Annotated in this window: 24 protein-coding genes; 12 read left to right on the forward strand and 12 right to left on the reverse strand. The window is 56.2% G+C overall.

Annotation, left to right across the window (positions count from 1 at the left end; all coding sequences use genetic code 11):
* Positions 1-190 precede the first annotated feature (190 nt).
* Entirely contained in the window at positions 191-1,723 is a 1,533-nt protein-coding gene (locus ACOTWU_RS07985; protein WP_006810976.1) for a SpoVR family protein, read from the forward strand.
* A gap of 53 nt (positions 1,724-1,776) precedes the next feature.
* Here ACOTWU_RS07985 and fadR read toward each other — a convergent pair whose 3' ends face one another.
* On the reverse strand, positions 1,777-2,496 hold the full coding sequence (gene fadR / locus ACOTWU_RS07990; protein WP_015570315.1) for a fatty acid metabolism transcriptional regulator FadR: 720 nt from the start codon (positions 2,494-2,496) through the stop codon (positions 1,777-1,779).
* A gap of 201 nt (positions 2,497-2,697) precedes the next feature.
* Between fadR and nhaB the strand changes: the two genes are divergently transcribed.
* Together nhaB and dsbB are read left to right on the forward strand one after the other, a co-directional pair.
* The gene (gene nhaB, locus ACOTWU_RS07995) at positions 2,698-4,236 is read left to right on the forward strand and encodes a Na(+)/H(+) antiporter NhaB (RefSeq protein ID WP_047051749.1); all 1,539 of its coding nucleotides are present in this window, start codon (positions 2,698-2,700) and stop codon (positions 4,234-4,236) included.
* Positions 4,237-4,282: 46 nt separating this feature from the next.
* A complete protein-coding gene (gene dsbB, locus ACOTWU_RS08000) occupies positions 4,283-4,813 on the forward strand; it encodes a disulfide bond formation protein DsbB (RefSeq protein ID WP_252049272.1) in 531 nt (176 codons plus the stop codon).
* 99 nt (positions 4,814-4,912) lie between these two features.
* On the opposite strand, the gene ACOTWU_RS08005 is transcribed toward dsbB, so the two are convergent.
* From ACOTWU_RS08005 to ACOTWU_RS08015, 3 genes are all read right to left on the reverse strand, one after another.
* Positions 4,913-5,353, reverse strand: a complete 441-nt coding sequence (locus ACOTWU_RS08005; protein ID WP_015570314.1) for a YcgN family cysteine cluster protein — start codon at positions 5,351-5,353, stop codon at positions 4,913-4,915.
* A gap of 93 nt (positions 5,354-5,446) precedes the next feature.
* Positions 5,447-6,106 carry a fumarylacetoacetate hydrolase family protein gene (locus ACOTWU_RS08010; protein WP_126498637.1) on the reverse strand — a complete coding sequence of 220 codons (660 nt, stop codon included), beginning with the start codon at positions 6,104-6,106 and terminating at the stop codon, positions 5,447-5,449.
* Positions 6,107-6,153: 47 nt separating this feature from the next.
* Positions 6,154-6,429, reverse strand: coding sequence for a YcgL domain-containing protein (locus tag ACOTWU_RS08015; protein ID WP_015570312.1), 276 nt, complete (start codon positions 6,427-6,429; stop codon positions 6,154-6,156).
* Between the two features lie 123 nt (positions 6,430-6,552).
* Between ACOTWU_RS08015 and minC the strand changes: the two genes are divergently transcribed.
* From minC to minE, 3 genes are read left to right on the forward strand one after another with little or no spacing between them, the layout of a single operon-like run.
* Positions 6,553-7,260, forward strand: coding sequence for a septum site-determining protein MinC (minC, locus tag ACOTWU_RS08020; RefSeq protein WP_015570311.1), 708 nt, complete (start codon positions 6,553-6,555; stop codon positions 7,258-7,260).
* 22 nt (positions 7,261-7,282) lie between these two features.
* Positions 7,283-8,095 (forward strand): septum site-determining protein MinD, encoded by an 813-nt coding sequence (gene minD / locus ACOTWU_RS08025; RefSeq protein WP_003859938.1) that lies wholly within the window; start codon positions 7,283-7,285, stop codon positions 8,093-8,095.
* Positions 8,096-8,098: 3 nt separating this feature from the next.
* A complete protein-coding gene (minE, locus tag ACOTWU_RS08030) occupies positions 8,099-8,365 on the forward strand; it encodes a cell division topological specificity factor MinE (protein ID WP_003859937.1) in 267 nt (88 codons plus the stop codon).
* Positions 8,366-8,451: 86 nt separating this feature from the next.
* Here minE and rnd read toward each other — a convergent pair whose 3' ends face one another.
* The 5 genes from rnd to ACOTWU_RS08055 form a co-directional block, all read right to left on the reverse strand.
* Positions 8,452-9,567 carry a ribonuclease D gene (gene rnd / locus ACOTWU_RS08035; protein ID WP_122959317.1) on the reverse strand — a complete coding sequence of 372 codons (1,116 nt, stop codon included), beginning with the start codon at positions 9,565-9,567 and terminating at the stop codon, positions 8,452-8,454.
* An 83-nt stretch (positions 9,568-9,650) separates the two neighbouring features.
* Positions 9,651-11,336 (reverse strand): long-chain-fatty-acid--CoA ligase FadD, encoded by a 1,686-nt coding sequence (gene fadD, locus ACOTWU_RS08040; protein WP_126498638.1) that lies wholly within the window; start codon positions 11,334-11,336, stop codon positions 9,651-9,653.
* Between the two features lie 203 nt (positions 11,337-11,539).
* Positions 11,540-12,121 carry a Slp family lipoprotein gene (locus tag ACOTWU_RS08045; protein WP_023303883.1) on the reverse strand — a complete coding sequence of 194 codons (582 nt, stop codon included), beginning with the start codon at positions 12,119-12,121 and terminating at the stop codon, positions 11,540-11,542.
* A 37-nt stretch (positions 12,122-12,158) separates the two neighbouring features.
* On the reverse strand, positions 12,159-12,854 hold the full coding sequence (gene tsaB, locus ACOTWU_RS08050; protein ID WP_015570308.1) for a tRNA (adenosine(37)-N6)-threonylcarbamoyltransferase complex dimerization subunit type 1 TsaB: 696 nt from the start codon (positions 12,852-12,854) through the stop codon (positions 12,159-12,161).
* A 66-nt stretch (positions 12,855-12,920) separates the two neighbouring features.
* A complete protein-coding gene (locus ACOTWU_RS08055; protein WP_023303884.1) occupies positions 12,921-14,831 on the reverse strand; it encodes an ATP-dependent DNA helicase in 1,911 nt (636 codons plus the stop codon).
* Positions 14,832-14,964: 133 nt separating this feature from the next.
* Here ACOTWU_RS08055 and ACOTWU_RS08060 point away from each other — a divergent pair, with 133 nt between their 5' ends.
* Positions 14,965-15,309 carry a RidA family protein gene (locus ACOTWU_RS08060; RefSeq protein WP_058662914.1) on the forward strand — a complete coding sequence of 115 codons (345 nt, stop codon included), beginning with the start codon at positions 14,965-14,967 and terminating at the stop codon, positions 15,307-15,309.
* 5 nt (positions 15,310-15,314) lie between these two features.
* Here ACOTWU_RS08060 and ACOTWU_RS08065 read toward each other — a convergent pair whose 3' ends face one another.
* A complete protein-coding gene (locus tag ACOTWU_RS08065; RefSeq protein WP_003859925.1) occupies positions 15,315-15,497 on the reverse strand; it encodes a YoaH family protein in 183 nt (60 codons plus the stop codon).
* Between the two features lie 61 nt (positions 15,498-15,558).
* Here ACOTWU_RS08065 and pabB point away from each other — a divergent pair, with 61 nt between their 5' ends.
* From pabB to ACOTWU_RS08085, 4 genes are all read left to right on the forward strand, one after another.
* Positions 15,559-16,893, forward strand: coding sequence for an aminodeoxychorismate synthase component 1 (gene pabB / locus ACOTWU_RS08070; protein WP_017384323.1), 1,335 nt, complete (start codon positions 15,559-15,561; stop codon positions 16,891-16,893).
* Entirely contained in the window at positions 16,890-17,468 is a 579-nt protein-coding gene (locus ACOTWU_RS08075) for a CoA pyrophosphatase (protein ID WP_017384324.1), read from the forward strand. Before pabB ends, ACOTWU_RS08075 begins: the two co-directional genes overlap by 4 nt.
* Before the next feature lie 184 nt (positions 17,469-17,652).
* Positions 17,653-19,017: an L-serine ammonia-lyase gene (gene sdaA / locus ACOTWU_RS08080; protein WP_003859920.1), complete on the forward strand. Its 1,365-nt coding sequence runs from the start codon at positions 17,653-17,655 to the stop codon at positions 19,015-19,017.
* Between the two features lie 129 nt (positions 19,018-19,146).
* A complete protein-coding gene (locus ACOTWU_RS08085) occupies positions 19,147-20,745 on the forward strand; it encodes an EAL domain-containing protein (RefSeq protein ID WP_220719424.1) in 1,599 nt (532 codons plus the stop codon).
* A 6-nt stretch (positions 20,746-20,751) separates the two neighbouring features.
* On the opposite strand, the gene yoaE is transcribed toward ACOTWU_RS08085, so the two are convergent.
* Together yoaE and ACOTWU_RS08095 are read right to left on the reverse strand one after the other, a co-directional pair.
* Complete coding sequence (gene yoaE, locus ACOTWU_RS08090) at positions 20,752-22,311, reverse strand: CNNM family cation transport protein YoaE (protein WP_006810992.1); 1,560 nt, start codon at positions 22,309-22,311, stop codon at positions 20,752-20,754.
* Positions 22,299-22,508: a protein YoaL gene (locus ACOTWU_RS08095; protein WP_077266479.1), complete on the reverse strand. Its 210-nt coding sequence runs from the start codon at positions 22,506-22,508 to the stop codon at positions 22,299-22,301. Before ACOTWU_RS08095 ends, yoaE begins: the two co-directional genes overlap by 13 nt.
* A 265-nt stretch (positions 22,509-22,773) precedes the next feature.
* Here ACOTWU_RS08095 and manX point away from each other — a divergent pair, with 265 nt between their 5' ends.
* Positions 22,774-23,736, forward strand: a complete 963-nt coding sequence (gene manX / locus ACOTWU_RS08100) for a PTS mannose transporter subunit IIAB (protein ID WP_126498639.1) — start codon at positions 22,774-22,776, stop codon at positions 23,734-23,736.
* Positions 23,737-23,747 lie beyond the last annotated feature (11 nt).

The following is a 23,747-nucleotide window of genomic DNA, read 5'->3' on the forward strand; positions in this document are numbered from 1 at the left end:
TATTTGGGATCTCCTGCTGCGCGTTATTTTTAACCAGTAGAAAATTCTGTGAGCACCGCTTTATTTGCCGTATCGAAAACGCGAAATCGCAAAGAAAAAATTTCTGCGCCCCGCGTATTTGAATGGGGTGATCTATGCTTGAAAGGAGGCTCTCCAGTCAGAGAGAGCGACCAACAACGAGGGCGCGCTAATGGCTACACTAGATTCCATGTCCAGGGACAGCACCCGTCTGAGCGATGGACCCGACTGGACCTTCGAGTTGCTGGATGTCTACCTGGCGGAGATCGACCGGGTGGCCAAACTCTATCGTCTGGATACCTATCCCCATCAGATTGAAGTCATCACCTCGGAACAGATGATGGACGCTTACTCCAGCGTCGGGATGCCAATTAACTATCCGCACTGGTCGTTTGGCAAAAAATTCATTGAAACAGAGCGGCTGTATAAGCACGGGCAGCAGGGACTGGCGTATGAAATCGTCATTAACTCTAACCCGTGTATTGCCTATCTGATGGAGGAGAACACCATTACCATGCAGGCGCTGGTGATGGCGCACGCCTGCTATGGACATAACTCGTTCTTCAAAAATAACTATCTGTTCCGCAGCTGGACGGACGCCAGCTCCATCGTCGATTACCTGATCTTCGCCCGCAAATACATTACCGACTGCGAAGAGCGCTACGGCGTGGACGAGGTGGAGAAGCTGCTGGACTCCTGCCACGCGCTGATGAACTACGGCGTTGATCGTTATAAGCGTCCGCAGAAGATCTCATTGCAGGAAGAGAAAGCCCGGCAGAAGAGCCGCGAGGAGTATCTGCAAAGCCAGGTGAATATGCTGTGGCGCACCCTGCCGAAACGTGAAGAGGAGAAAACCGTCGCCGAGGCGCGTCGCTACCCTTCCGAGCCGCAGGAAAACCTGCTCTACTTTATGGAGAAAAACGCCCCACTGCTGGAGCCGTGGCAGCGTGAGATCCTGCGCATCGTGCGCAAGGTGAGCCAGTATTTCTATCCGCAGAAGCAGACCCAGGTGATGAACGAAGGCTGGGCGACCTTCTGGCACTACACCATTCTTAACCACCTGTACGACGAAGGAAAAGTCACCGAGCGGTTTATGATGGAGTTTCTGCACAGCCACACCAACGTGGTATTCCAGCCGGCATATAACAGCCCGTGGTACAGCGGCATTAACCCGTACGCGCTCGGCTTTGCCATGTTCCAGGATATCAAGCGTATTTGTCAGTCGCCCACCGAAGAGGACAAATACTGGTTCCCGGATATTGCCGGTTCCGACTGGCTGGAAACGCTGCACTTCGCGATGCGTGATTTTAAGGATGAGAGCTTTATCAGCCAGTTCATGTCGCCGAAGATCATGCGTGATTTCCGCTTCTTCACCGTACTGGATGATGACCGCAACAACTACCTGGAGATCTCCGCGATCCACAACGAAGAGGGTTATCGCGAGATCCGCTCGCGCCTGTCATCCCAGTACAACCTGAGTAATCTTGAACCGAACATTCAGGTCTGGAACGTGGATCTGCGCGGCGACCGCTCCCTGACGTTGCGCTATATTCCGCACAACCGCGCGCCGCTGGATAAGGGGCGTAAGGAAGTGCTGAAGCATGTGCATCGCCTGTGGGGATTTGACGTGTTGCTGGAGCAGCAGAACGAAGATGGCAGCGTGGAGCTGCTGGAGCGGTGTCCGGCGCGGATGAATACCCTGTAGTTTGTAGCCGCCACCGGGCGAAAAAAAACCTCTCAATCGAGAGGTTTTTTCTTTCAGCGACTCTGAATCGCTAAATCGCCCGGCAGCGTTTTCTGCATCCGGTGCCAGATTTCACCGGAGTCGTGGCCGTAACGACGCACCGTTTCATAGACCTGATCGTGCAGCCCTTCGGTGCAGAGTTTGCTCAGTTTATGGTAGAAGCCAAGCGCCAGGCTGCGGGCTTCAGGGTTAGCAAAGTAGTGACGACCAATGCGCGTATATAACCCTTTCATTCCATTGAGGATTAGACCGTAAACCGGATTGCCGGAAGCAAACGCCAGACCGCGGAACACGTTGTAATCCAGGGTCGCAAAGGCATCCGCGTGGTCTTCCACCTCATTAGCGGTGGCAAGCACCTTCAGCGCATCTTCAGGATGCTGACGAAACGCGGTGCGGATGAAAATGGTGGCGATGTTGGTGCGCACGGAAAGCAGATTATCAATCAGCTGCGGTACGCTTTCGTGGTCGAGACGCGCCAGCGTTTCCAGAATGTTCAGCCCGGACGTTTCCCAGAAGTTGTTCACCTTAGTGGGTTTGCCATGCTGTATCGTCAACCAGCCATCGCGCGCCAGACGCTGGAGCACTTCTCGCAGCGTGGTACGGGTGACGCCAATCAGTTCAGAGAGTTCGCGTTCAGCAGGTAGAATTGATCCCGCAGGGAAACGATTATTCCAGATGCTTTCAATGATGTACTCTTCCGCGAAACCCGCCGGGCTCTGCGCCTTAATGACCATAGTGAGATTTCCATTACACAGCTTTAGCAAATTGCACTCATCATACCAGAGGCGCGCAGAGGCAGATAGCGCAGCAGAGACAGAAAAGAGGGATCGCCGTTTCATTTTTATGAAATTTACAAATGGCTTAATCCCCCGCTCTGCCGCCATTTTTGCGTATACTGATGTCTTGTCTTATTTGACGGGGAAAGGACGTCTGTCGTGGAAATTTCATTTGGGCGCGCGCTGTGGCGCAACTTTTTAGGTCAGTCACCTGACTGGTACAAACTCACTTTACTGGTATTCCTGGTCGTTAATCCCGTTATCTTTTTGCTGGATCCCTTCGTTGCCGGGTGGATGTTGGTCGCCGAGTTTATCTTTACCCTGGCGATGGCGCTGAAGTGCTATCCGCTGTTGCCCGGCGGGCTGCTGGCGCTGGAAGCCGTGGTCATTGGCATGACCAGCGCGGAGCATGTTAAAAACGAGATAGCGTCGAATCTTGAAGTCCTGCTGCTACTGATCTTCATGGTGGCGGGGATCTACTTTATGAAGCAGCTTCTGCTGTTTATCTTCACCCGTTTGCTGCTGAGCATTCCGTCGAAAACGCTGCTCTCGCTGGCGTTTTGCCTCGCCGCGGCCTTCCTCTCTGCCTTCCTGGATGCGCTGACGGTCGTTGCGGTGGTGATCAGCGTCGCCGTCGGCTTTTACGGGATTTACCACCGGGTGGCCTCGTCTCGTCCTGGCGATAACTTGCAGGACGACAGCCACGTTGAGGCGCACAACCGCGATGTGCTGGAACAGTTCCGCGCGTTTCTGCGCAGCCTGATGATGCATGCGGGCGTGGGGACGGCGCTGGGCGGCGTGATGACCATGGTCGGGGAGCCGCAAAACCTGATTATCGCCAAAGCGGCTGAGTGGCATTTTGGCGAATTTTTCCTGCGCATGGCGCCGGTCAGCGTGCCCGTGCTGGTCTGCGGGTTAGCCACCTGTGTGCTGGTCGAAAAATTCAACCTCTTTGGGTATGGCGCGAAGTTGCCCGATCAGGTCCGCCAGGAGCTGCATAAGTTTGACGAGCAGAGCCGCAAACAGCGCACGCGCCAGGAGACGCTGCGCCTGATTGCACAGGGTTTCATCGGCGTGTGGCTTATCGCTGCGCTGGCCTTCCACCTTGCCGAGGTGGGGCTGATTGGCCTGTCGGTAATTATCCTTGCAACCAGCCTGAGCGGCGTTACGGACGAACATGCTATCGGAAAAGCCTTTACCGAAGCGCTGCCGTTTACCGCCCTGCTGGCGGTGTTTTTCGCCGTCGTGGCGGTGATTATTGACCAACATCTGTTCGCGCCGATCATCGCGTTTGTGCTTCAGGCTACGCCAGATTCGCAGCTAACGCTGTTCTATTTGTTTAACGGTCTGTTGTCCTCTATTTCCGATAACGTCTTTGTCGGGACGGTATACATCAATGAGGCCAAAGCCGCGATGGAGCAAGGCATTGTCAGCAGTGAACAGTTCGAGCTGCTGGCGGTGGCGATCAACACCGGAACCAACCTCCCCTCCGTGGCAACCCCGAACGGTCAGGCGGCATTCCTCTTCCTGCTGACCTCAGCGCTGGCGCCACTCATACGACTTTCTTATGGAAGAATGGTCTGGATGGCGCTGCCATATACGCTGGTGCTTACCCTGGTTGGTTTGCTGTGCATCAAAATTACTCTCGTTCCCTGTACGCAATGGTTGTTGCAAGCAGGTATACTTGCGGCGCATTAAAATTCGTTTACACTGCGCTGTCTAAGCATGTTCCAGGGAAATGATTATGTTGCGATTTTTGAACCAGTGCTCACGCGGTCGCGGAGCGTGGTTGTTGATGGCCCTGACCGCCTTTGCGCTGGAAATGGTCGCGCTGTGGTTTCAGCATGTGATGGGGCTGAAACCTTGCGTACTGTGTATTTATGAGCGTTGTGCGCTGTTCGGCATTATGGGCGCGGGTCTGGTAGGTGCGATTGCACCCAAATCACCGTTACGCTATGCGGCAATTGCCATCTGGCTGTACAGCGCCGGGAAAGGCATTGCGCTTGCCTGGGAGCACACCCAGATGCAGCTTCACCCGTCGCCGTTTATGACCTGCGATTTTGCCGCCCGCTTCCCGAGCTGGCTGCCGCTGGATAAATGGCTGCCGCAGGTATTTGTGGCTTCCGGTGACTGCTCTGTACGCCAGTGGGAATTTCTGACGCTGGAGATGCCGCAGTGGCTGGTGGGCATTTTTGTCGCCTACTTTGTGGTGGCGCTGCTGGTGCTGATTGCCCAGCAGTTCAAACCAAAGAAACGCGATCTTTTTGGAAGGTAAAAGCAAAACGGCAACGTCAGTTTTGCAGGTCGGGTAAGCACAGCGCCACCCGACACAATTGTGAACAATAAAAAACCCGCCGAGGCGGGTTTTTTATTGTCACCGATTAGGGTGATTCATAATGTGGTCTTCCCAGTCCCGCACCTCGGACTCTTTCACCGCAATGTGGCGCACGGAAATACGTTCGCCGTGCATCGCCGCTTTCGACCCCGTCAACAGCGGATGCCATGTCGGCAGATCTTTCCCTTCCGCCAGCAGGCGATACGCGCAGGTATGCGGCAGCCACTCAAAGGTCGGCAGATTTTCACGGGTTAACTTGATGCAGTCCGGCTCATATTCGAAACGGCGCTCGTAGTTGCGGCACTGGCAGGTTTTGATGTTTAACTGCTTGCAGGCAACGTTGGTGAAATAGATCTCGTCCGAATCTTCATCCATCAGCTTATGCAGGCAGCACTGCCCGCAGCCGTCACACAACGATTCCCACTCCGCGTCGGTCATGTCGTCGAGAGTTTTGCTTTGCCAGAAAGGAATGTCGTTCATCGGGATGTCCACACGTCAAAATAGAGCGCACCTTATAACGAGTCTGGCACGTTGATGCAAGTTTTGCCGCCCTTTTCAGGCGGCAAGGTGCTTTTACAGTACGCGGGTTTTCAGTGACAGGCCGTTAAAACTGACGTCCAGCTCGTCGCCACTGTGCAGCGGCCCCACACCTTCCGGGGTGCCGGTGAGGATCACGTCGCCGGGTTTCAGGGTGAAGAAGCGGCTCATGTAGGCAATCAGCGGAACAATCTTATGGATCATGTCAGCGGTCTTTCCCTGCTGGCGGATCTCGCCATTGACCTTCAGGCTGAGGGGCGTGTTCTGCGGATCGTCGGTAAATTCACTCACCGGAACGAAACCGGAAATCGGGCATGAATTATCAAAACCCTTGGCTTTTTCCCACGGCTGCCCCGCTTTCTTCATTTTGCCCTGGACGTCACGCAGCGTGAGGTCGAGCGCGACACCGTAACCCGCAATCGCCTTCTCTACATGCTCTTCAGTTGCCTGGCGCAGCGTCGCGCCGATCAGCACCGCCAGCTCCACTTCATGATGCACCGAGCCCAGTCCCTGCGACAGAACCAGCGGCTGGCGAATATCGCACAGTGCGGTTTCTGGCTTAATAAACAGAACCGGCTCTTCCGGCACGGCGCTGCCCATCTCCTGAATATGTTTTGCATAGTTGCTGCCTACGCAGACCACTTTGCTGACGGGATAATCCAGTAATGCACCTTGCCAGTTATGATGTTGATACATGGTCGACCCCTAATCGGTTGATGAGTTGTTCCCGGAAGGACCCGGGCTTATTTCTTTCCGCTCAGCTCAAGGTGCTGTTTTAATAAATTCTCCGGTGGCGGCGGAAGCTGTAAATAATAGCCCTGCTCGATTAACGCCTTTTTGACTTTCTCAAGATCGGCGTTCACCAGCTTCTTACGGCCGTCCAGCGGCAGCAGCATCGCCAGCTGCGGTCGGCCAAAGCTTTTCATTAATTCTTCAGGCACGCGGGAAAAATCGTCTTTCTTTTCGACATAAAGGTAGGTCTGGTCGCGGCTGGTACTTCTGTAGATCACACAAAACATGTTTTTACTCTGAATTAATGGGTGGTTGCTTGCCTCAATATACTCCTGACTATAACATGCCTGATACTCTTCGGAATATCGCGGCGATGTGTTGCGGTTAATAGCAAATTGAGTAAGGCCAGGATGTCAAATACGCCCATCGAGCTTAAAGGCAGTAGCTTCACCTTATCAGTGGTTCATTTGCATGATGCAAAACCCGAGGTTATTCGTCAGGCGTTAGAAGACAAAATCGCGCAGGCTCCCGCTTTTCTTAAGCATGCTCCTGTCGTCGTCAATGTAAGCGACCTTGAGGGGCCGGTTAACTGGAAGCGACTCCAGCAGGCCGTCGTCTCCACGGGGTTGCGCATCGTGGGTATTAGCGGCTGCAAAGACGCAGAGTTAAAAGCCGAAATTGAACGCGCGGGTTTGCCCTTGTTGAACGAGGGCAAAGAAAAAGCCCCGCGTGCAACGCCTGCAACCGTTCCCGCTCCCCCGCCTCCGGCGCAAAATGTAGCCCCAGTCACAAAAACGCGATTGATTGATCTGCCGGTTCGTTCCGGTCAGCGCATTTATGCGCCAAACTGTGATCTGATTGTTACAAGCCACGTCAGTGCGGGCGCTGAACTGATTGCAGATGGCAATATTCACGTTTACGGTATGATGCGTGGGCGTGCGCTTGCGGGCGCCAGCGGCGATCGAGAAGCACAAATTTTTTGTACTCACCTGACGGCAGAACTGGTGTCTATCGCAGGTGAATATTGGCTGAGCGATAAAATCCCAGCCGAATTTTATGGCAAAGCGGCCCGTCTGCAACTGGCAGATAACGCTTTGACCGTTCAACCGTTAAATTGATCCCTTTTAACAAGGAATTTCTATGGCACGCATTATTGTTGTGACTTCGGGTAAAGGAGGCGTTGGCAAGACCACCTCCAGCGCGGCCATCGCTACTGGTTTGGCCCAGAAGGGAAAGAAAACCGTCGTAATCGACTTCGATATCGGTCTGCGTAACCTGGACCTGATCATGGGTTGCGAGCGTCGCGTGGTGTATGACTTCGTGAACGTCATTCAGGGCGATGCCACCCTTAACCAGGCGCTGATTAAAGATAAGCGTACCGAGAACCTCTACATTCTTCCGGCGTCCCAGACCCGTGATAAAGACGCCCTGACCCGCGAAGGCGTGGAAAAGGTGCTCGACGATCTGAAAAAGATGGAGTTCGACTTCGTGGTCTGCGACTCCCCGGCCGGTATCGAAACCGGCGCGCTGATGGCGCTCTACTTCGCGGATGAAGCCATCATCACCACCAACCCGGAAGTCTCGTCAGTACGTGACTCCGACCGTATTCTCGGCATTCTGGCCTCGAAATCCCGTCGCGCGGAAAATGGCCAGGAGCCAATCAAAGAGCACCTGCTGCTGACCCGCTACAACCCGGGCCGGGTGAACAAAGGTGACATGCTGAGCATGGAAGACGTGCTGGAGATCCTGCGCATCAAACTGGTTGGCGTGATCCCGGAAGATCAGTCCGTGTTGCGCGCCTCTAACCAGGGCGAGCCCGTGATCCTGGATACACAGGCAGACGCGGGTAAAGCGTATGCGGATACCGTTGACCGTCTGCTGGGAGAAGAACGTCCTTTCCGCTTCATTGAAGAAGAGAAGAAAGGTTTCCTCAAACGCCTGTTCGGAGGATAAGTTATGGCATTACTGGACTTTTTTCTCTCGCGGAAAAAAAGCACCGCCAACATCGCAAAAGAACGTCTGCAAATCATTGTGGCGGAACGTCGTCGTAGCGACGCCGAACCGCACTACCTGCCGCAGTTGCGCAAAGACATTCTGGAAGTGATCTGCAAATACGTGCAGATTGACCCGGAAATGGTCACCGTTCAGCTGGAGCAAAAAGACGGGGATATTTCGATTCTGGAGCTGAACGTGACGCTTCCGGAAGCGGAAGAGTCGCGTTAATCCGTTTGTGGTTTTGTAGGCCGGGTAAGCATCGCGCCGCCCGGCAATTTCCCCGGTGGCGCTGCGCTTACCGGGGCTACAATTCTTTAGCGCGGATACCCTTCCAGCAGGGTATTCAGGCGTTCGGCCATCAGTTCCCCCCGCCATCCGGCGACCAGTTCCGGTAAACCATTTTGCGGTTTCAACTTCCAGTGCCAGTTCAGCAGCTGGTTAATCTGACGACGTGAAGCCAGCAGTTCGGCACTCAGTTTGCTTTCCCCCGCCACCGTCTGCACCAGCGCTTTGATGTCTTTGAACGCCTTGCGGTAGCCCGGCATATCCATCAGGTTAAGCAGCGGTTCTGGCAGTGCGTCCTCTGGCAGTTGCTGAGCTTTCTCTACCAGCGCGAGCAGCGTTTTACCGTGGAAACGGATCTCACTTCCGGAAAGGCCAATGCTGTCCAGCTCACCAAGGCTACCCGGCATATAGCGCGCCACCGCCCACAGGTGTTCTTCACGCACCACGAAGTTAACCGCCAGATCGCGCTCACGCGCTTTACGCAGACGCCAGTCAGCCAGCAATTGCAGACAGGCCAGTTGACGGGTGCGCAGCTGCCAGGCGTTGGTGATGTCACGCCAGGCTTCTTTCGGATCAACCACTTCCTGACGACGCTGCTGCGTCATGCGGCACTCGTCCAGTGCGGCAGACAGCCAACCGGACGCCTCAGCCTCTTTCATGAGCTGGCCGGCAATCGGTAGCAGATAAAAGACGTCTGCCGCGGCGTATTCAAGCTGACGCGCCGTCAGCGGACGCGCGAGCCAGTCGGTACGCGATTCGCTCTTATCCAGCGTCAGACCGGTGTACTCTTCCACCATCGCCGCAAAACCCCAGGAGAGCGGACGACCGCTGAACGCCGCGAGGATCTGGGTATCAATCAGCGGCTGCGGCATGATGCCAAAGGTGTTGAGAAAGACTTCCAGATCTTCACTGCCCGCGTGCAGATATTTGGTCACGGCGGTATCCAGCAACAGCTCGCGCATTGGTGCCCAGTCGGTAATGCCGAGGGGGTCAATCAACGACACGTGTTTGCCGTCATACATCTGAATCAGACCCAGCTGCGGATAGTACGTTCGGGTGCGGACAAATTCCGTATCCAGGGCGATAGCGGGAAATTCACGCGTCACCTCGCACAGCGAAGCCAGCTCGTCGTTGGTAGTGATCATCTGGTAATTCAAATCGGACTCTCTTTTGTTTGCGCCCATAAAAAACGCCGGATTAACCGGCGTCTGGGCGATTAACGTGAAGCTCAGGCCTTATTGTCCACTTTGGCACGGGCTTCGTCACGTAATTCTCGTCGTAATATCTTCCCGACGTTGGATTTCGGCAGCTCATCCCGGAATTCCACCAGCTTCGGCACTTTATAGCCGGTCAGCTGACGGCGACAAAACGTTATCAGCGCATCCTCGGTCAGAGAAGGATCTTTCTTGACCACAAATATCTTCACCACTTCACCGCTGCTGCCGGAGGGAACGCCCACCGCCGCTACTTCCAGCACGCCGCTGTGCTGCATCACCACGTCTTCGATTTCGTTCGGATAGACGTTGAACCCTGACACCAGGATCATATCTTTCTTGCGATCGACGATGCGCAGGAAGCCTTCGTCATCCATCACCGCGATGTCGCCGGTATGTAGCCAGCCGTCTTTGATGATTTCATCGGTCGCATCAGGACGCTGCCAGTAACCCAGCATCACCTGTGGCCCTCTGACGCACAGCTCGCCCGGCTCGCCATGGGGCACTTCGTTATCCTCATCATCCACCAGTTTTGCTTCCGTCGACGGGACCGGCAGACCAATGCTGCCGCTGTGGTAGTCGATATCATGCGGGTTAACGCTGACCAGCGGGGCGCACTCCGTCAGACCATAGCCTTCCAGCAGATACTGCCCGGTGAGTTTCACCCAGCGCTCGGCCACCGCCTGCTGAACCGGCATCCCGCCACCCGCAGAGAGGTGTAGCGTGGAGAAATCGAGCTGCTGGAACTCTTTATTGTTAAGCAGCGCGTTAAACAGGGTGTTCACGCCGGTCATGGCGGTGAACGGGTATTTCGCCAGCTCTTTGACCAGCCCAGGAATGTCGCGCGGGTTGGTGATCAGTACGTTTTGCCCGCCAAGCTCAATAAACAGCAGGCAGTTCATGGTCAGCGCAAAAATGTGATACAGCGGAAGCGCGGTGATCACCAGCTCCTTGCCCGGGTGCAGCAGCGGCCCGTAGGTGGCATTAACCTGCTCAAGGTTCGCCAGCATGTTACGGTGGGTCAGCATCGCCCCTTTCGCCACGCCGGTGGTGCCGCCCGTGTATTGCAGGAAGGCCAGATCCTCAGACACGATCTCCGGCTTCACGTACTGCATCCGGTAGCCCGCATGCAGGGCGCGGCGGAAGGAGATGGCATCCGGCAGGTGGTATTTCGGCACCAGCCGCTTAACGTATTTAACGACAAAGTTGACCAGCGTACCTTTCGCGGTAGAGAGCTGGTCGCCCATGCGCGTCAGGATGACGTGCTTAACCTGGGTTTTTTCAACGACTTTTTCCAGCGTGTGGGCAAAGTTGGAGACAATCACAATCGCCGCCGCGCCGCTGTCATTCAACTGATGTTCCAGCTCGCGCGGGGTATAGAGCGGGTTAACGTTAACCACGATCATCCCTGCCCTGAGGATCCCGAACAGCGCCACCGGGTATTGCAGCAGGTTTGGCATCATCAGCGCGACGCGATCCCCTTTCTGCAAGCCCAACCCTTCCTGTAAATAGGCCGCAAACGCCCGGCTGCGCTCTTCCAGCTTACGGAAGGTCATCACTTCGCCCATATTCACAAATGCGGGCTGGTCAGCGTAGCGCCGTACCGAGTGCTCAAATAATTCAATCAGGGATTGATAACGGTCAGGATTGATCTCCGCAGGGACATCCGCGGGATAACGGTTAAGCCAAACCTTTTTCAATGCATCACCTCTGAAATGAGTGTTCGTCGTCATCACAGCCCCGATAATAAACAGTTTGTTAACATTATATTAACTCAGCGTACCAGTTTATTAATTGTTCAGATTGCAGGTTGCGAAGCGCGTCACTCTTTTTTTTCGTTTTATCCGTAAAAAAACAGAGACAGCGGCTGAGCCGCTGTCTCTTTCCTAACAATAACAGTAAGTTACTCAGTTACGATTGTTTGAACCTGTGCAGGGCCTGGATTGTACCAACCCCAGCCACCGTAGCCGTAACGATACGGATGCGGACCCCACATCCACGGATCGATTGGCTGTGGCGGCATCACCACCTGCTGGGCGATACGCCAGCGTTTGTAGCCGTTCACCTGCATGGTCATAAATTTGTATGGCGTATTGCCGATTTTCCCCGCCACCGAACCGGTAATCGGCCCGACGACGGTTACCAGCTGCCCGCGGAAATCTACCGGATCGAGGAAGCCGCTGACGTCAGCGTAGATCCGCCCGCGCGAGGCTTCACCCAGAACAGGCCGCGCGCCGTCGTCCAGCGGGACAGTGGCAATCTCCAGTCGGGTTTTACCCTGCTGGTTTATCACTTCAACCACCTTGCCGCCAAACCGCGCTTCCTGCCCGACATACAGCTCCGGGGCATTCATCACGCGTACCAGATCCTGCTGTGGCGTCGGGCTGGTGCCCTTGATCGCATCAGGAACGGTGACGCACCCGCTCAGTGCTATGGCAACCGCGCCTGCCATAAGAAAGCGTACAACTTTAGTCTGAACCGCCATGATGCGACTCCTTTTTCTCAGTTCCTGTTACTGAGATTCACTCGCGGCCAGGAAGTTTCTTCCACGCGACGGTGTTTCGTAAATAAACCGGTTCAGCATGTTCAACCGCCACGGTTTTTCCTGCGGCAAGCAGCTGACAGGCAATCGGCAGCATATCTTCGGCGGCAGGCAGGAGCATGTTACCGTCCACCAGCGTAAGGCCGGTGTCCTTCGCCATCTCAGGCCATGCCGGCCAGCCGGTTCCGACCGTCGCCCACTCACCGGAGAGCTGCTTCAGGCGCCCGGTGACGGCTTCAGGTTTAAGCACCGCTTCCGTCTCTTCGCCGTGCCAGACGCCGTTTTCGTCACGGGTGTACTCCGCCCAGTAGACTTCCCCCATGCGGGCATCAATCGCAGCCAGCACGCGGGTGGCGCCGGTCATGCGCCAGGCGCCCTGAGCCATGGTCGCAAGCGTTGAGACGCCGATCATCGGCAGGTCAGCGCCCAGCGCCAGCCCCTGCGCAATGCCAATCCCGATACGTACGCCCGTAAAGCTGCCCGGACCACGGCCGTAGGCCAGCGCGTCGAGGTCAGTCAGGGCGGTGTTGCCCTCGGTTAAAATGGTTTTTACCAGGGGCAGAATACGTTGGGTGTGTTCCCGTGGGCACTCTTCGAAATGAGCAAAAGTCGTACCGTCGTTCCACAGGGCAACGGAACAGGCCTCTGTCGCGGTATCAATAGCCAGAATTCGCATCAGTCGTCGCGCTCTCGCAATGGTCAGTCACAAAATGGCGCGCATCTTAACACACTCCGGGAAGAATTACTCCGCCGTCGGGTTCGCCAGGAAGCGGACCGCGCGTTTAATATCCCGCGTGCGCGGCGCGGGCGGCAGGCTGGCGAGGAAGGTGGCGCCGTAGGGACGCATCACCAGGCGGTTGTCGCAGATCACCAGCACCCCGCGGTCGGTGACGTCGCGGATCAGTCGCCCTACCCCCTGTTTAAGCGTGATGACCGCGTCCGGCAGCTGGACGTCGTCGAACGGATCGCCCCCGCGCAGACGGCAATCCTCCATGCGCGCTTTCAGGAGCGGATCGTCCGGCGATGTGAACGGCAGCTTATCGATAATCACCAGCGAGAGCGTATCGCCGCGCACGTCCACCCCTTCCCAGAAGCTGCTGGTCGCCACCAGCAGGGCATTACCGGCGCTGACAAACTGCTGGAGCAGCTGGCCTTTGCTGGTTTCCCCCTGCAACAGCACCGGTAGCGTCATGGTGGCGCGGAACTGCTCGGCCAGATCGCGCATCATGGCGTGTGAGGTGCAGAGCATAAAGCAGCGCCCGTTGTTGGCCTCAATCATCGGCTTCAGCATGGCCGCCAGATGGCGCGCCGCGCCCGGCTGGTTAGGCAGCGGCAGATTGCGCGGCACGCACAGCAGCGCCTGTTTCTCATAGTCGAACGGGCTCGGCAGAAGCAGGGATTCCGCCTGCTCAATGCCGAGGCGCTCGGTAAAGTGGTGCAGATCGTCATTGACCGACAGCGTGGCCGAGGTAAAGACCCAGGTGCCGGGCTTTTGCGCCATCACCTCTTTGAATTTATCAGCAACGGTCAGCGGCGTGAGCGCCAGGGTGAAGTGGCGCGAGGTACATTCGTACCAGTAGCTATAGCCCGGCTGGTTGATCTCTTTCAGCCGCTTCAGCCGCCCACGGTAGAGCGTGGCGCGCTCGAAAGCGGCGTCCAGCAGCGCTGAACGTCCGAGGGACAGCTTCGCCACGTCGTAACAGAGTTCAAGGGCATCATCGAGCAGCAGCAGCGCGCGCTGGATATTTTTGTCTGCGAGCAGTTCGCGCAGGTTGCCGCGATAGCCCGGCTCGCCAAGCTGTAAGCGGAAATCCTGTGCGCATTGCGCCAGGCGGTCCGCGCACTTCTGCAACTGCTGGGTATCTTTGAGTTCGGTGCGATAGGCAATGGTAATATCTTTCGCCAGATCCTGAAGCTGACGGCTGGAGAGCGACTGACCAAAATACTGGCTGGCGATGTCCGGTAGCTGATGGGCTTCATCGAAGATCATCACCTCCGCCTCCGGGATCAGCTCGCCGAAACCACTGTCTTTGACCACCATATCCGCAAGAAACAGGTGATGGTTCACCACCACCACGTCGGCGTCCATCGCGGTTTTACGCGCTTTCACCACAAAACAGTCCTTATACAGCGGGCAGTCGCTGCCGAGGCAGTTGTCATTGGTGCTGGTCACCAGCGGCCAGGCCGGGGAGTCTTCCGGCACGCTCGCGCAGGTGCTGATGTCCCCCTCCTCCGTCTGGTTGGCCCAGGCGCGCAGGACGATCACATCGCTCAGGGTTTGTACCGGCAGGTCGCCGCCCGCCAGCGCCTGCTGTTCAAGACGCTCCAGACACAGGTAGTTAGAACGCCCTTTCAGCAAGGCCAGACGCCCTTTGTATTTCAGCGCTTTCGCCACCGTGGGTAAATCGCGGCTGTAGAGCTGATCCTGGAGCGCTTTTGATCCCGTAGAGATGATCACCTTTTTTTTCGCCCGCAGCGCAGGAGCGAGGTAAGCATACGTTTTCCCCGTACCGGTGCCGGCCTCCACGACCAGCGGCTGCGCCTTGTCGATGGCGTGCGCGACGGCATGCGCCATCTGACGTTGGGGTTCGCGCGGTTTAAAGCCGGGAATAGCCTGTGCTAACTGACCTTCTGGGGAAAAATCGTCTGCCACGGTGTTCTCTCACTGTATTTTTGCACAGGGATTATGTCAGCCCCTTCTCTCCGGTGCCACCCCAAATAGTGACGACGGCGGAACATTATGGCAGTCTTGCCGCCTGACGACGAAAGATAACGAGGATACGTTTATGACAATTACGCGCATTGATGCCGAAGCCCGCTGGTCTGACGTGGTGATCCACAACCAGACGCTGTACTACACCGGCGTCCCTGTCAATCTGGACGCTGACGCCTTCGAGCAGACCGCCAACACCCTGGCGCAGATCGACGCCGTACTGGAAAAACAGGGCAGCGATAAATCCCGCATTCTGGATGCGACGATTTTTCTGGCGAATAAAGACGATTTCGCGGCGATGAATAAAGCCTGGGATGCGTGGGTGGTGGCGGGTCACGCGCCTGTACGCTGCACCGTACAGGCCACGCTGATGAAACCGGAATATAAGGTTGAGATCAAGATTATCGCGGCAGTGTAAGCCGGTTATTCTTCATCTTCATCCTCAAAGCGCGCCACGATCCGCTCGCCGGTATGGGTGGCGCGAAGTTCTTCCGCGACCTGGGAAATTGCCTGTCCGCTGCTCATCCCCTGGGACATCAGCTCCTGAATACGTTCAACGGCTTTCTGCTGTTGGTCATGGCTGAGAGAAGGTAAACCTGCAAACATCGTTAACTCCTGCTAAATTATTCGCGCTAATTATTTCACGCTGCCCGGTAGTATGCCATACATGAACATGCGCTTCCCCACTGTTATGACCTTGCCCTGGCGTGCAGACGCCGCCGAGTTCTGGTTTGCCCGTCTGAGCCACCTTCCTTTTGCCATGCTGCTGCACTCAGGGCATGCGGATCACCCCTACAGCCGCTTTGATATTCTGGTGGCCGACCCGGTTAAAACGCTGACGACCGATGCGCTGTCGCCAACGGACGATCCGCTGATGCGGCTTCAGAACGAGATCCATGCTCTGGGCTTATCTGCCACACCGGATCCGGATCTGCCTTTCCAGGGGGGCGCGCTGGGCCTGTTTGGTTACGATCTGGGTCGCCGTTTCGAAAAGCTGCCCGAGCATGCGCAGGCGGATATTTCCCTGCCGGATATGGCGGTGGGGCTCTATGACTGGGCGCTGATCGTGGATCACCGTAAGCAGACGGTTTCTCTGCTAAGCCACCGGGACGTGCAGGCGCGTCTGGCCTGGCTTGAGGCGCAACGGCCCGCCGCCCCGGAACGCTTTATGCTAACCTCCGGCTGGCGCTCGAACATGAGCGCGGAGGAATACGCGGAAAAATTCTCCCGCGTGCAGGCGTATCTTCACAGCGGCGACTGTTATCAGGTCAACCTCGCCCAGCGTTTCCAGGCGGCATACGAGGGAGACGAATGGCAGGCGTTTACCCGCCTCAATGCCAGCAATAAGGCCCCGTTCAGCGCATTTTTACGCCTTGAACACGGCGCCATCCTCAGCCTTTCGCCTGAGCGTTTTATTCACCTGGCTGACGGTATGATTCAGACCCGCCCGATAAAGGGCACCCTGCCGCGCCTTGCCGATGCCGACGCCGACCGTCAGCAGGCGGAGACGCTGGCGGCCTCGCCGAAAGATCGCGCTGAAAACCTGATGATTGTCGATCTGATGCGCAATGATATTGGCCGCGTCGCCGAGCCGGGCAGCGTGCGCGTGCCGGAGCTGTTCGTCGTGGAGCCATTCCCGGCGGTGCATCATCTGGTCAGCACCATCACCGCACGTCTGCCGGCCTCGCGAACCGCCTGCGATCTGCTCCGCGCCGCGTTTCCGGGCGGCTCCATTACCGGCGCGCCGAAGGTCCGGGCGATGGAGATCATCGACGAACTGGAACCGCATCGCCGCAACGCCTGGTGCGGCAGCATCGGCTATGTGAGTCTGTGCGGCACCATGGATACCAGCATCACTATTCGCACCCTGACGGCCTGCGACGGTAACCTGTACTGTTCCGCAGGCGGTGGCATTGTGGCCGACAGCCAGGCGGAGGCGGAATATCAGGAAACCTTTGATAAAGTGAATCGTATCCTGAAACAACTGGAGAACTCACGGTGAAGAAAGACAACCTGACGCTGGATGATTTTCTGTCGCGCTTTCAGCTTCTGCGGCCCCAGGTTAACCGCGCCACGCTGAATCAACGTCAGGCGGCGGTGCTGATCCCGGTCGTGCGTCGTGAGCAGCCGGGTCTGTTGCTTACCCAGCGCTCACCGCATATGCGAAAACACGCCGGTCAGGTTGCGTTCCCGGGCGGCGCGGTGGACAGCACCGATGCATCCCTGATTGCCGCCGCACTGCGCGAAGCGCATGAGGAAGTGGCGATCCCCCCGGAGGCGGTCGAGGTGATCGGCGTGCTGCCGCCAGTGGACAGCGTAACCGGTTTTCAGGTCACGCCGGTCGTTGGCATTATTCCGCCCGATCTTCAGTATCACGCCAGCGTCGATGAAGTTTCAGCGGTATTCGAAATGCCGCTGGAAGAGGCCCTTCGTCTGGGTCGCTATCACCCGCTGGATATTCACCGCCGCGGACACGATCATCGGGTCTGGCTGTCGTGGTATCAGCATTATTTTGTCTGGGGCATGACGGCAGGCATCATTCGTGAGCTGGCCCTGCAAATCGGCCTGAAGCCTTGACTATACTTTACATTCCACCCTTTTCTGGCAGGTTTGCGATCGGCGTCGCGCTATTAGCAAAACCATCGTTAACCATTAGTTTAATTCATGTGAATAGTTAAGCCGAGGTTGGTGTTCCCTCTTACACTATGCGCAGTTATAACATCGTTACTGGAACCCCAGTAACCCTGTCAGGAGTGTGAAAGTGATTAGTATATTCGACATGTTCAAAGTGGGGATTGGTCCATCTTCTTCCCACACTGTAGGGCCGATGAAGGCCGGTAAACAGTTCGTCGATGATCTGGTCGAAAAAGGATTACTGGAAAGCGTTACTCGTGTCGCCGTAGACGTTTACGGTTCACTGTCATTAACGGGTAAAGGCCACCACACCGATATCGCCATTATTATGGGTCTGGCGGGCAATATGCCGGACACAGTTGATATTGATGCCATTCCGGCATTTATCCGCGACGTGGAAACGCGCGGTCGTTTGCTGCTGGCTAACGGCCAGCACGAAGTGGACTTCCCGCAGGATGACGGGATGCGTTTTCGTAGCGACAACCTGCCGCTGCATGAAAACGGCATGACCATCCACGCCTGGAGTGGCGAAAAAGAGATCTACAGCAAAACTTACTACTCCATAGGCGGCGGCTTTATCGTTGACGAAGAACACTTTGGTAAAGAGAGCGCGGGCGACGTCAATGTGCCCTATCCGTTTAAATCGGCCACCGAGATGCTGGGCTACTGCAAAGAGACCGGTCTGTCCCTGTCAGGCATGGTGATGCAGAACGAACTGGCGCTGCACAGTAAGAAAGAGATCGAAGACTATTTTGCTAACGTGTGGCAAACCATGCGCGCCTGTATTGACCGCGGGATGAACACCGAAGGCGTTCTGCCTGGGCCACTGCGCGTACCGCGTCGTGCCTCTGCGCTGCGCCGCATGCTGGTCACTACCGACAAGTTCTCCAATGACCCAATGAACGTGGTCGACTGGGTGAACATGTTTGCTCTGGCGGTGAACGAAGAGAACGCCGCAGGGGGCCGCGTGGTGACCGCGCCAACCAACGGCGCGTGCGGTATCGTTCCGGCGGTGCTGGCCTATTACGATCACTTTATTGAGCCCGTGACGCCGGACATCTACATCCGTTATTTCCTCGCGGCAGGCGCTATCGGCGCGCTGTACAAGATGAATGCGTCCATCTCCGGCGCTGAAGTGGGCTGTCAGGGTGAAGTGGGCGTGGCCTGCTCCATGGCGGCAGCGGGTCTGGCGGAACTGCTGGGCGCAAGCCCTGAGCAGGTGTGCGTGGCGGCGGAAATCGGCATGGAGCACAACCTCGGCTTGACCTGTGACCCGGTTGCCGGTCAGGTGCAGGTGCCGTGCATTGAGCGTAACGCCATCGCCTCCGTCAAAGCGATCAACGCCTCGCGTATGGCGATGCGCCGTACCAGCGAGCCACGCGTGTCGCTGGATAAGGTTATTGAAACCATGTACGAAACCGGCAAGGACATGAACGCGAAGTACCGTGAGACCTCGCGCGGCGGTCTGGCCATTAAGGTGCAGTGCGACTAAGCCTTCCTTTCGCCCATCTGCAACGGATGGGCGAATTTTCCCCTCTCGTCTCGTCGCTTCACGTATTCCCCACTACACTGTCACTGTTGCGTCTGGCTTTTCCGGCCGGTGCTTAACAGGCGACCGTTCATGCAAACTGCACAAACGATCATTAAAGACTATCGCCGAAAACGCGTTACCGTCTGTGTCACGGTTGCGCTCGTTACGCTCGTCCTGACGCTGGGTATTCGCTTTATTTCACAGCGCAACATAAATCAGGATCGGATCCACGACTTTACCCACCACACCGTGCGTGCGCTTGATAAGGTGCTTCTTTCGTTAGAGGCCCAGCGGGAAACGCTACTTTCACTGGTTGGCATACCCTGTTCCGAAGCAAATCTGATCCTGCGAAAACAGGCGGCGATCCTCCAGACCGTACGCTCCATCGCCCTCATTCAAGACGGAATACTGTATTGCTCAAGCGTCTTTGGCAGCCGTAATGTGCCCGTCAGTGAGTTTGTGCCGGAGCTGCCGGTCAGTGAATCCAGGCTGTTGCTGCTGACCGATCGGTGGCTGGTAAAAGGCAGCCCGGTACTGATTCAGTGGTCTCCCCTCGCGAGCGACGGCAACGACGGGGTGATGGAGGTGGTGAATATCGATCTCATCACTAAAATGATTCTCGAGCCGCAGCGGCCGCAGATCACCGACGTTGTCCTGAGAGTAGGAGATAACTTCCTCCGCGACGGGCAACAGGTGACGACTACGCCGACCTTCGATGAAAACGCCTCCCTGCTGGAACAATCGTCACAGCATTACCCTTTCAGCGTCACGGTGAGTGGCCCCGGGCCTGGCGAAATGGCGTTAAAAAATCTGCCCACCCAGCTGCCGCTGGCGTTAATGCTCAGCTTACTGATGGGCTATATCGCCTGGCTCGCCACCGCGCGGCGCATCAGTTTCACCTGGGAAATCAATATGGGAATTGCGGCCAGGGAGTTTGAGCTCTTCTGCCAGCCGCTGGTGAATGCCCGCACCCGGGAATGCGTCGGCGTCGAGATCCTCCTGCGCTGGAACAACCCGCGTCAGGGATGGATTTCGCCCGATGTCTTTATCCCTCTGGCCGAAGAACATAACCTGATTGTTCCGCTTACCCGCTACGTCATCAGCGAAACGGTGCGGCAGATAGGCTATTTCCCGGCCTCGCGCGATTTCCATATCGGCATTAACGTGGCCGCCAGCCATTTTCGCCGCGCTGCGCTGATCCAGGATCTCAACCGCATCTGGTTTAACGCCAGCCCTGTTCAACAGTTGATCGTGGAGTTAACCGAACGCGATGCGTTGCTGGATGTGGATTACCGCATCGTGCGGGAGCTGCACCGCAAAGGGGTGAAACTTGCGATTGATGACTTTGGTACCGGCAACAGCTCACTTTCATGGCTAGAAAAACTGCATCCGGATGTGCTGAAAATTGATAAATCCTTCACCACCGCGATCGGCACCGACGCCGTGAACTCAACGGTAACGGATATTATTATTGCGCTGGGTCAGCGGCTGAATATTGAACTGGTTGCGGAAGGGGTGGAAACCGAGGAGCAGTCACGCTACCTGCGCCGTCACAGCGTACATATTTTGCAGGGGTACTTGTATGCGCGGCCAATGCCGCTGCGCGAGTTTCCGAAATGGCTGGCGGAAAGTCACTCTCCGCCAGCCCGCCACAACGGACACATCGTGCCCTTACTGCCGTTACGCTAGATAGCGTTACTCTTCTTCGTCGTGTGCAGAGTGCTCTTTAACAATACGCACCATATCAACGCGATAGTCGTTGGCTTCGACGATAGTAATTTGCAGCGGCGGCAGCTCCAGCACATCACCAATACGCGGGATCTGCCCGTTAACGGCAATCACCAGCCCCGCGACGGTGGCAATGTCTTCATCATCATTGACCACGTTTTCGACGCCCAGCGTGTGCGAGAGCGCGTGCAGGTCGGTGGTGCCTTTCACCAGCCAGCCGTCACCGTCGGCAACGATTTCCGGGGTTTCATCCGCATCAGGGAATTCACCGGCAATGGCTTCCAGCACGTCCAGCGGCGTCACCAGGCCCTGTACCACACCAAATTCATTGGTGACGATAACAAAGCTCCCGCGGGCACGACGCAATACGCCCAGCAGGTTGATCGGATCCAGCGTCTCCGGTACTACGATGGCGGGCGACGCGGCCGCTACGGCCTCGACGTTAACGCCCTCTTCCAGCGCCACCAGCATCTCTTTCGCGCGTACGACACCGATGATCTCATCCAGCTCACCCCGGCAGACCGGGAACAGACTGTGTGGCGAGGAGAGCAGCTGCTGACGAATTTCGTCGACGCTCAGGTTGGCGTCCACCCAGCTGATCTCACCGCGCGGCGTCATAATGCCGCGCAGGGAGCGGGAAGCCAGCGAAAGCACGCCGTTGATCATGTAGCGTTCTTCTTCCACAAACGCGCCTTCCGGCACCGGAACCGGGTTACGGTTCTCGTTATCAGCCTGCACGTTGACCTGACGACGTCCACCCATCAGTCGCAGAATCGCATCTGCGGTACGGGCTCGCAGCGGCTGATTCGACTGCTGCTTAATAAAGTTACGGCGCGCAATCTGGTTAAACAGCTCGATCAGAATCGAGAAGCCAATCGCGGCGTACAGGTAGCCTTTCGGAATATGGAAGCCAAACCCTTCTGCCACCAGGCTCAGACCAATCATCAGCAGGAAGCTCAGACACAGCACAACGACCGTCGGATGCTGGTTGACGAAACGCGTCAGCGGTTTTGACGCCAGCAGCATTACCGCCATCGCAATCACCACCGCCGCCATCATCACCGGCAGATGGTTCACCATGCCGACTGCCGTAATCACCGCATCCAGAGAGAAGACCGCATCAAGCACCACAATCTGGAGAACAACCACCCAGAAGCTGGCGTAACCCTTACCGTGGCCATCATCGTGCTGCCGGTTCTCCAGCCGTTCATGCAGCTCTGTTGTGGCTTTGAACAGCAGGAACAGGCCCCCCACCAGCATGATTAAATCGCGGCCGGAGAAGGTGAAATCCATGACGGTGAACAGCGGCTTCGTCAGGGTAACCATCCACGAGATCACAGACAGCAAGCCCAGACGCATGATCAGCGCCAGCGAGAGGCCGATCAGACGGGCTTTATCACGCTGTTTCGGCGGGAGCTTATCCGCGAGGATGGCGATAAACACCAGGTTATCAATACCGAGAACGATCTCCAGCACGACCAGCGTAAGCAAGCCTACCCAGATTGACGGGTCCATTAAGAATTCCATGACACGCTCCTGCTAAAGGAATGACAAAACGGTGCCCCGCTAATTTCGGGCATTTCAAAAGGAATGAGAGTCGATGCGTGGCGAAGATCGCCGATGAATAAGGCGCGGAGTGGCCTGGAAGATGACTGACGTCGGTGACGGTCCATATAGTGGGCTGTAGCCCTATACTCCTGAATAATTAAACGGACGCTAAACATATCAGAGACAATTGGTTTTTAGCAAAGATTTACGTTCCTTTGCAAACTTCTGTAACACACGCGGATTAACTTAAAGAAAAATCTGTAAGGCTTAGCTAAATTACGGATCTTCATCACATAAATTATTTTTTCACTATCTAAAATAATTCGCGGAAGTCTTAGTTTTTTGAACTCTAACCCTTATCTGAATCGATTCGGTTCGCCAATACGATTCTCAGTACGCCTGCCTGGCAGACGTATACATGATAATAAAAGGAGGTAGCAAGTGACCATTGCTATTGTCATAGGCACACATGGTTGGGCTGCGGAGCAGTTACTCAAAACGGCAGAAATGCTGTTGGGCGAGCAGGAAAACGTCGGCTGGATCGATTTCGTTCCCGGTGAAAATGCCGAGACGCTGATTGAAAAATACACTGCTCAGCTTGAGAAGCTGGATACCAGCAAAGGCGTGCTGTTTCTCGTGGATACATGGGGCGGCAGCCCGTTCAACGCTGCCAGCCGCATTGTCGTCGATAAAGAGCATTATGAAGTCGTCGCCGGGGTGAATATCCCGATGTTGGTGGAAACCTTCATGGCGCGTGACGACAACCCAGGTTTTGATGAACTGGTGGCACTGGCGGTGGAAACCGGTCGCGAAGGCGTGAAGGCGCTGAAAGCGCAGCCGGTTGAAAAACCGGCCCCTGCCCCTGCTGCACCAAGGGCGGCAGCACCGGCGAAGCCAATGGGTCAGAACGATTATATGGTTATCGGCCTTGCGCGTATTGATGACCGTCTGATCCACGGCCAGGTGGCAACACGCTGGACCAAAGAGACCAACGTACAACGCATCATCGTGGTCAGTGACGAAGTGGCCGCCGACACTGTCCGTAAAACCCTTCTTACCCAGGTTGCACCGCCGGGCGTCACCGCGCACGTCGTGGATGTCGCCAAAATGATCCGCGTTTACAACAACCCGAAATATGCGGGTGAGCGCGTGATGCTTCTCTTCACCAACCCGACAGACGTCGAACGCATTGTTGAAGGCGGCGTGAAAATCACCTCCGTTAACATTGGCGGTATGGCATTCCGTCAGGGCAAAACGCAGGTCAACAACGCGATTTCAGTGGATGCGAAAGATATCGAGGCCTTCAACAAACTGAATGCACGCGGTATCGAACTGGAAGCCCGTAAGGTTTCCACGGACCAGAAACTGAAAATGATGGATTTGATCGGCAAAGTGGGGAAATAAGCCCGGGCCGG

Source organism: Enterobacter cloacae complex sp. GYL001 (genome assembly GCF_049237125.1).
In the GTDB taxonomy this organism is placed as follows: domain Bacteria; phylum Pseudomonadota; class Gammaproteobacteria; order Enterobacterales; family Enterobacteriaceae; genus Enterobacter; species Enterobacter hormaechei_C.

Bases quoted from the DNA above. Each gene is read 5' to 3' on its own strand.
- minC (WP_015570311.1), top strand. From the start codon at position 6,553: ATGTCAAATACGCCCATCGAGCTTAAAGGCAGTAGCTTCACCTTATCA.
- minD (WP_003859938.1), top strand. From the start codon at position 7,283: ATGGCACGCATTATTGTTGTGACTTCGGGTAAAGGAGGCGTTGGCAAG.
- ACOTWU_RS08060 (WP_058662914.1), top strand. From the start codon at position 14,965: ATGACAATTACGCGCATTGATGCCGAAGCCCGCTGGTCTGACGTGGTG.
- minE (WP_003859937.1), top strand. From the start codon at position 8,099: ATGGCATTACTGGACTTTTTTCTCTCGCGGAAAAAAAGCACCGCCAAC.
- rnd (WP_122959317.1), bottom strand. From the start codon at position 9,567: ATGATCACTACCAACGACGAGCTGGCTTCGCTGTGCGAGGTGACGCGT.
- ACOTWU_RS08065 (WP_003859925.1), bottom strand. From the start codon at position 15,497: ATGTTTGCAGGTTTACCTTCTCTCAGCCATGACCAACAGCAGAAAGCC.
- tsaB (WP_015570308.1), bottom strand. From the start codon at position 12,854: ATGCGAATTCTGGCTATTGATACCGCGACAGAGGCCTGTTCCGTTGCC.
- ACOTWU_RS08010 (WP_126498637.1), bottom strand. From the start codon at position 6,106: ATGTATCAACATCATAACTGGCAAGGTGCATTACTGGATTATCCCGTC.
- ACOTWU_RS07985 (WP_006810976.1), top strand. From the start codon at position 191: ATGGCTACACTAGATTCCATGTCCAGGGACAGCACCCGTCTGAGCGAT.
- yoaE (WP_006810992.1), bottom strand. From the start codon at position 22,311: ATGGAATTCTTAATGGACCCGTCAATCTGGGTAGGCTTGCTTACGCTG.
- ACOTWU_RS08005 (WP_015570314.1), bottom strand. From the start codon at position 5,353: ATGAACGACATTCCTTTCTGGCAAAGCAAAACTCTCGACGACATGACC.
- dsbB (WP_252049272.1), top strand. From the start codon at position 4,283: ATGTTGCGATTTTTGAACCAGTGCTCACGCGGTCGCGGAGCGTGGTTG.
- ACOTWU_RS08045 (WP_023303883.1), bottom strand. From the start codon at position 12,121: ATGGCGGTTCAGACTAAAGTTGTACGCTTTCTTATGGCAGGCGCGGTT.
- pabB (WP_017384323.1), top strand. From the start codon at position 15,559: ATGAACATGCGCTTCCCCACTGTTATGACCTTGCCCTGGCGTGCAGAC.
- ACOTWU_RS08095 (WP_077266479.1), bottom strand. From the start codon at position 22,508: ATGTTTAGCGTCCGTTTAATTATTCAGGAGTATAGGGCTACAGCCCAC.
- fadR (WP_015570315.1), bottom strand. From the start codon at position 2,496: ATGGTCATTAAGGCGCAGAGCCCGGCGGGTTTCGCGGAAGAGTACATC.
- ACOTWU_RS08085 (WP_220719424.1), top strand. From the start codon at position 19,147: ATGCAAACTGCACAAACGATCATTAAAGACTATCGCCGAAAACGCGTT.
- ACOTWU_RS08015 (WP_015570312.1), bottom strand. From the start codon at position 6,429: ATGTTTTGTGTGATCTACAGAAGTACCAGCCGCGACCAGACCTACCTT.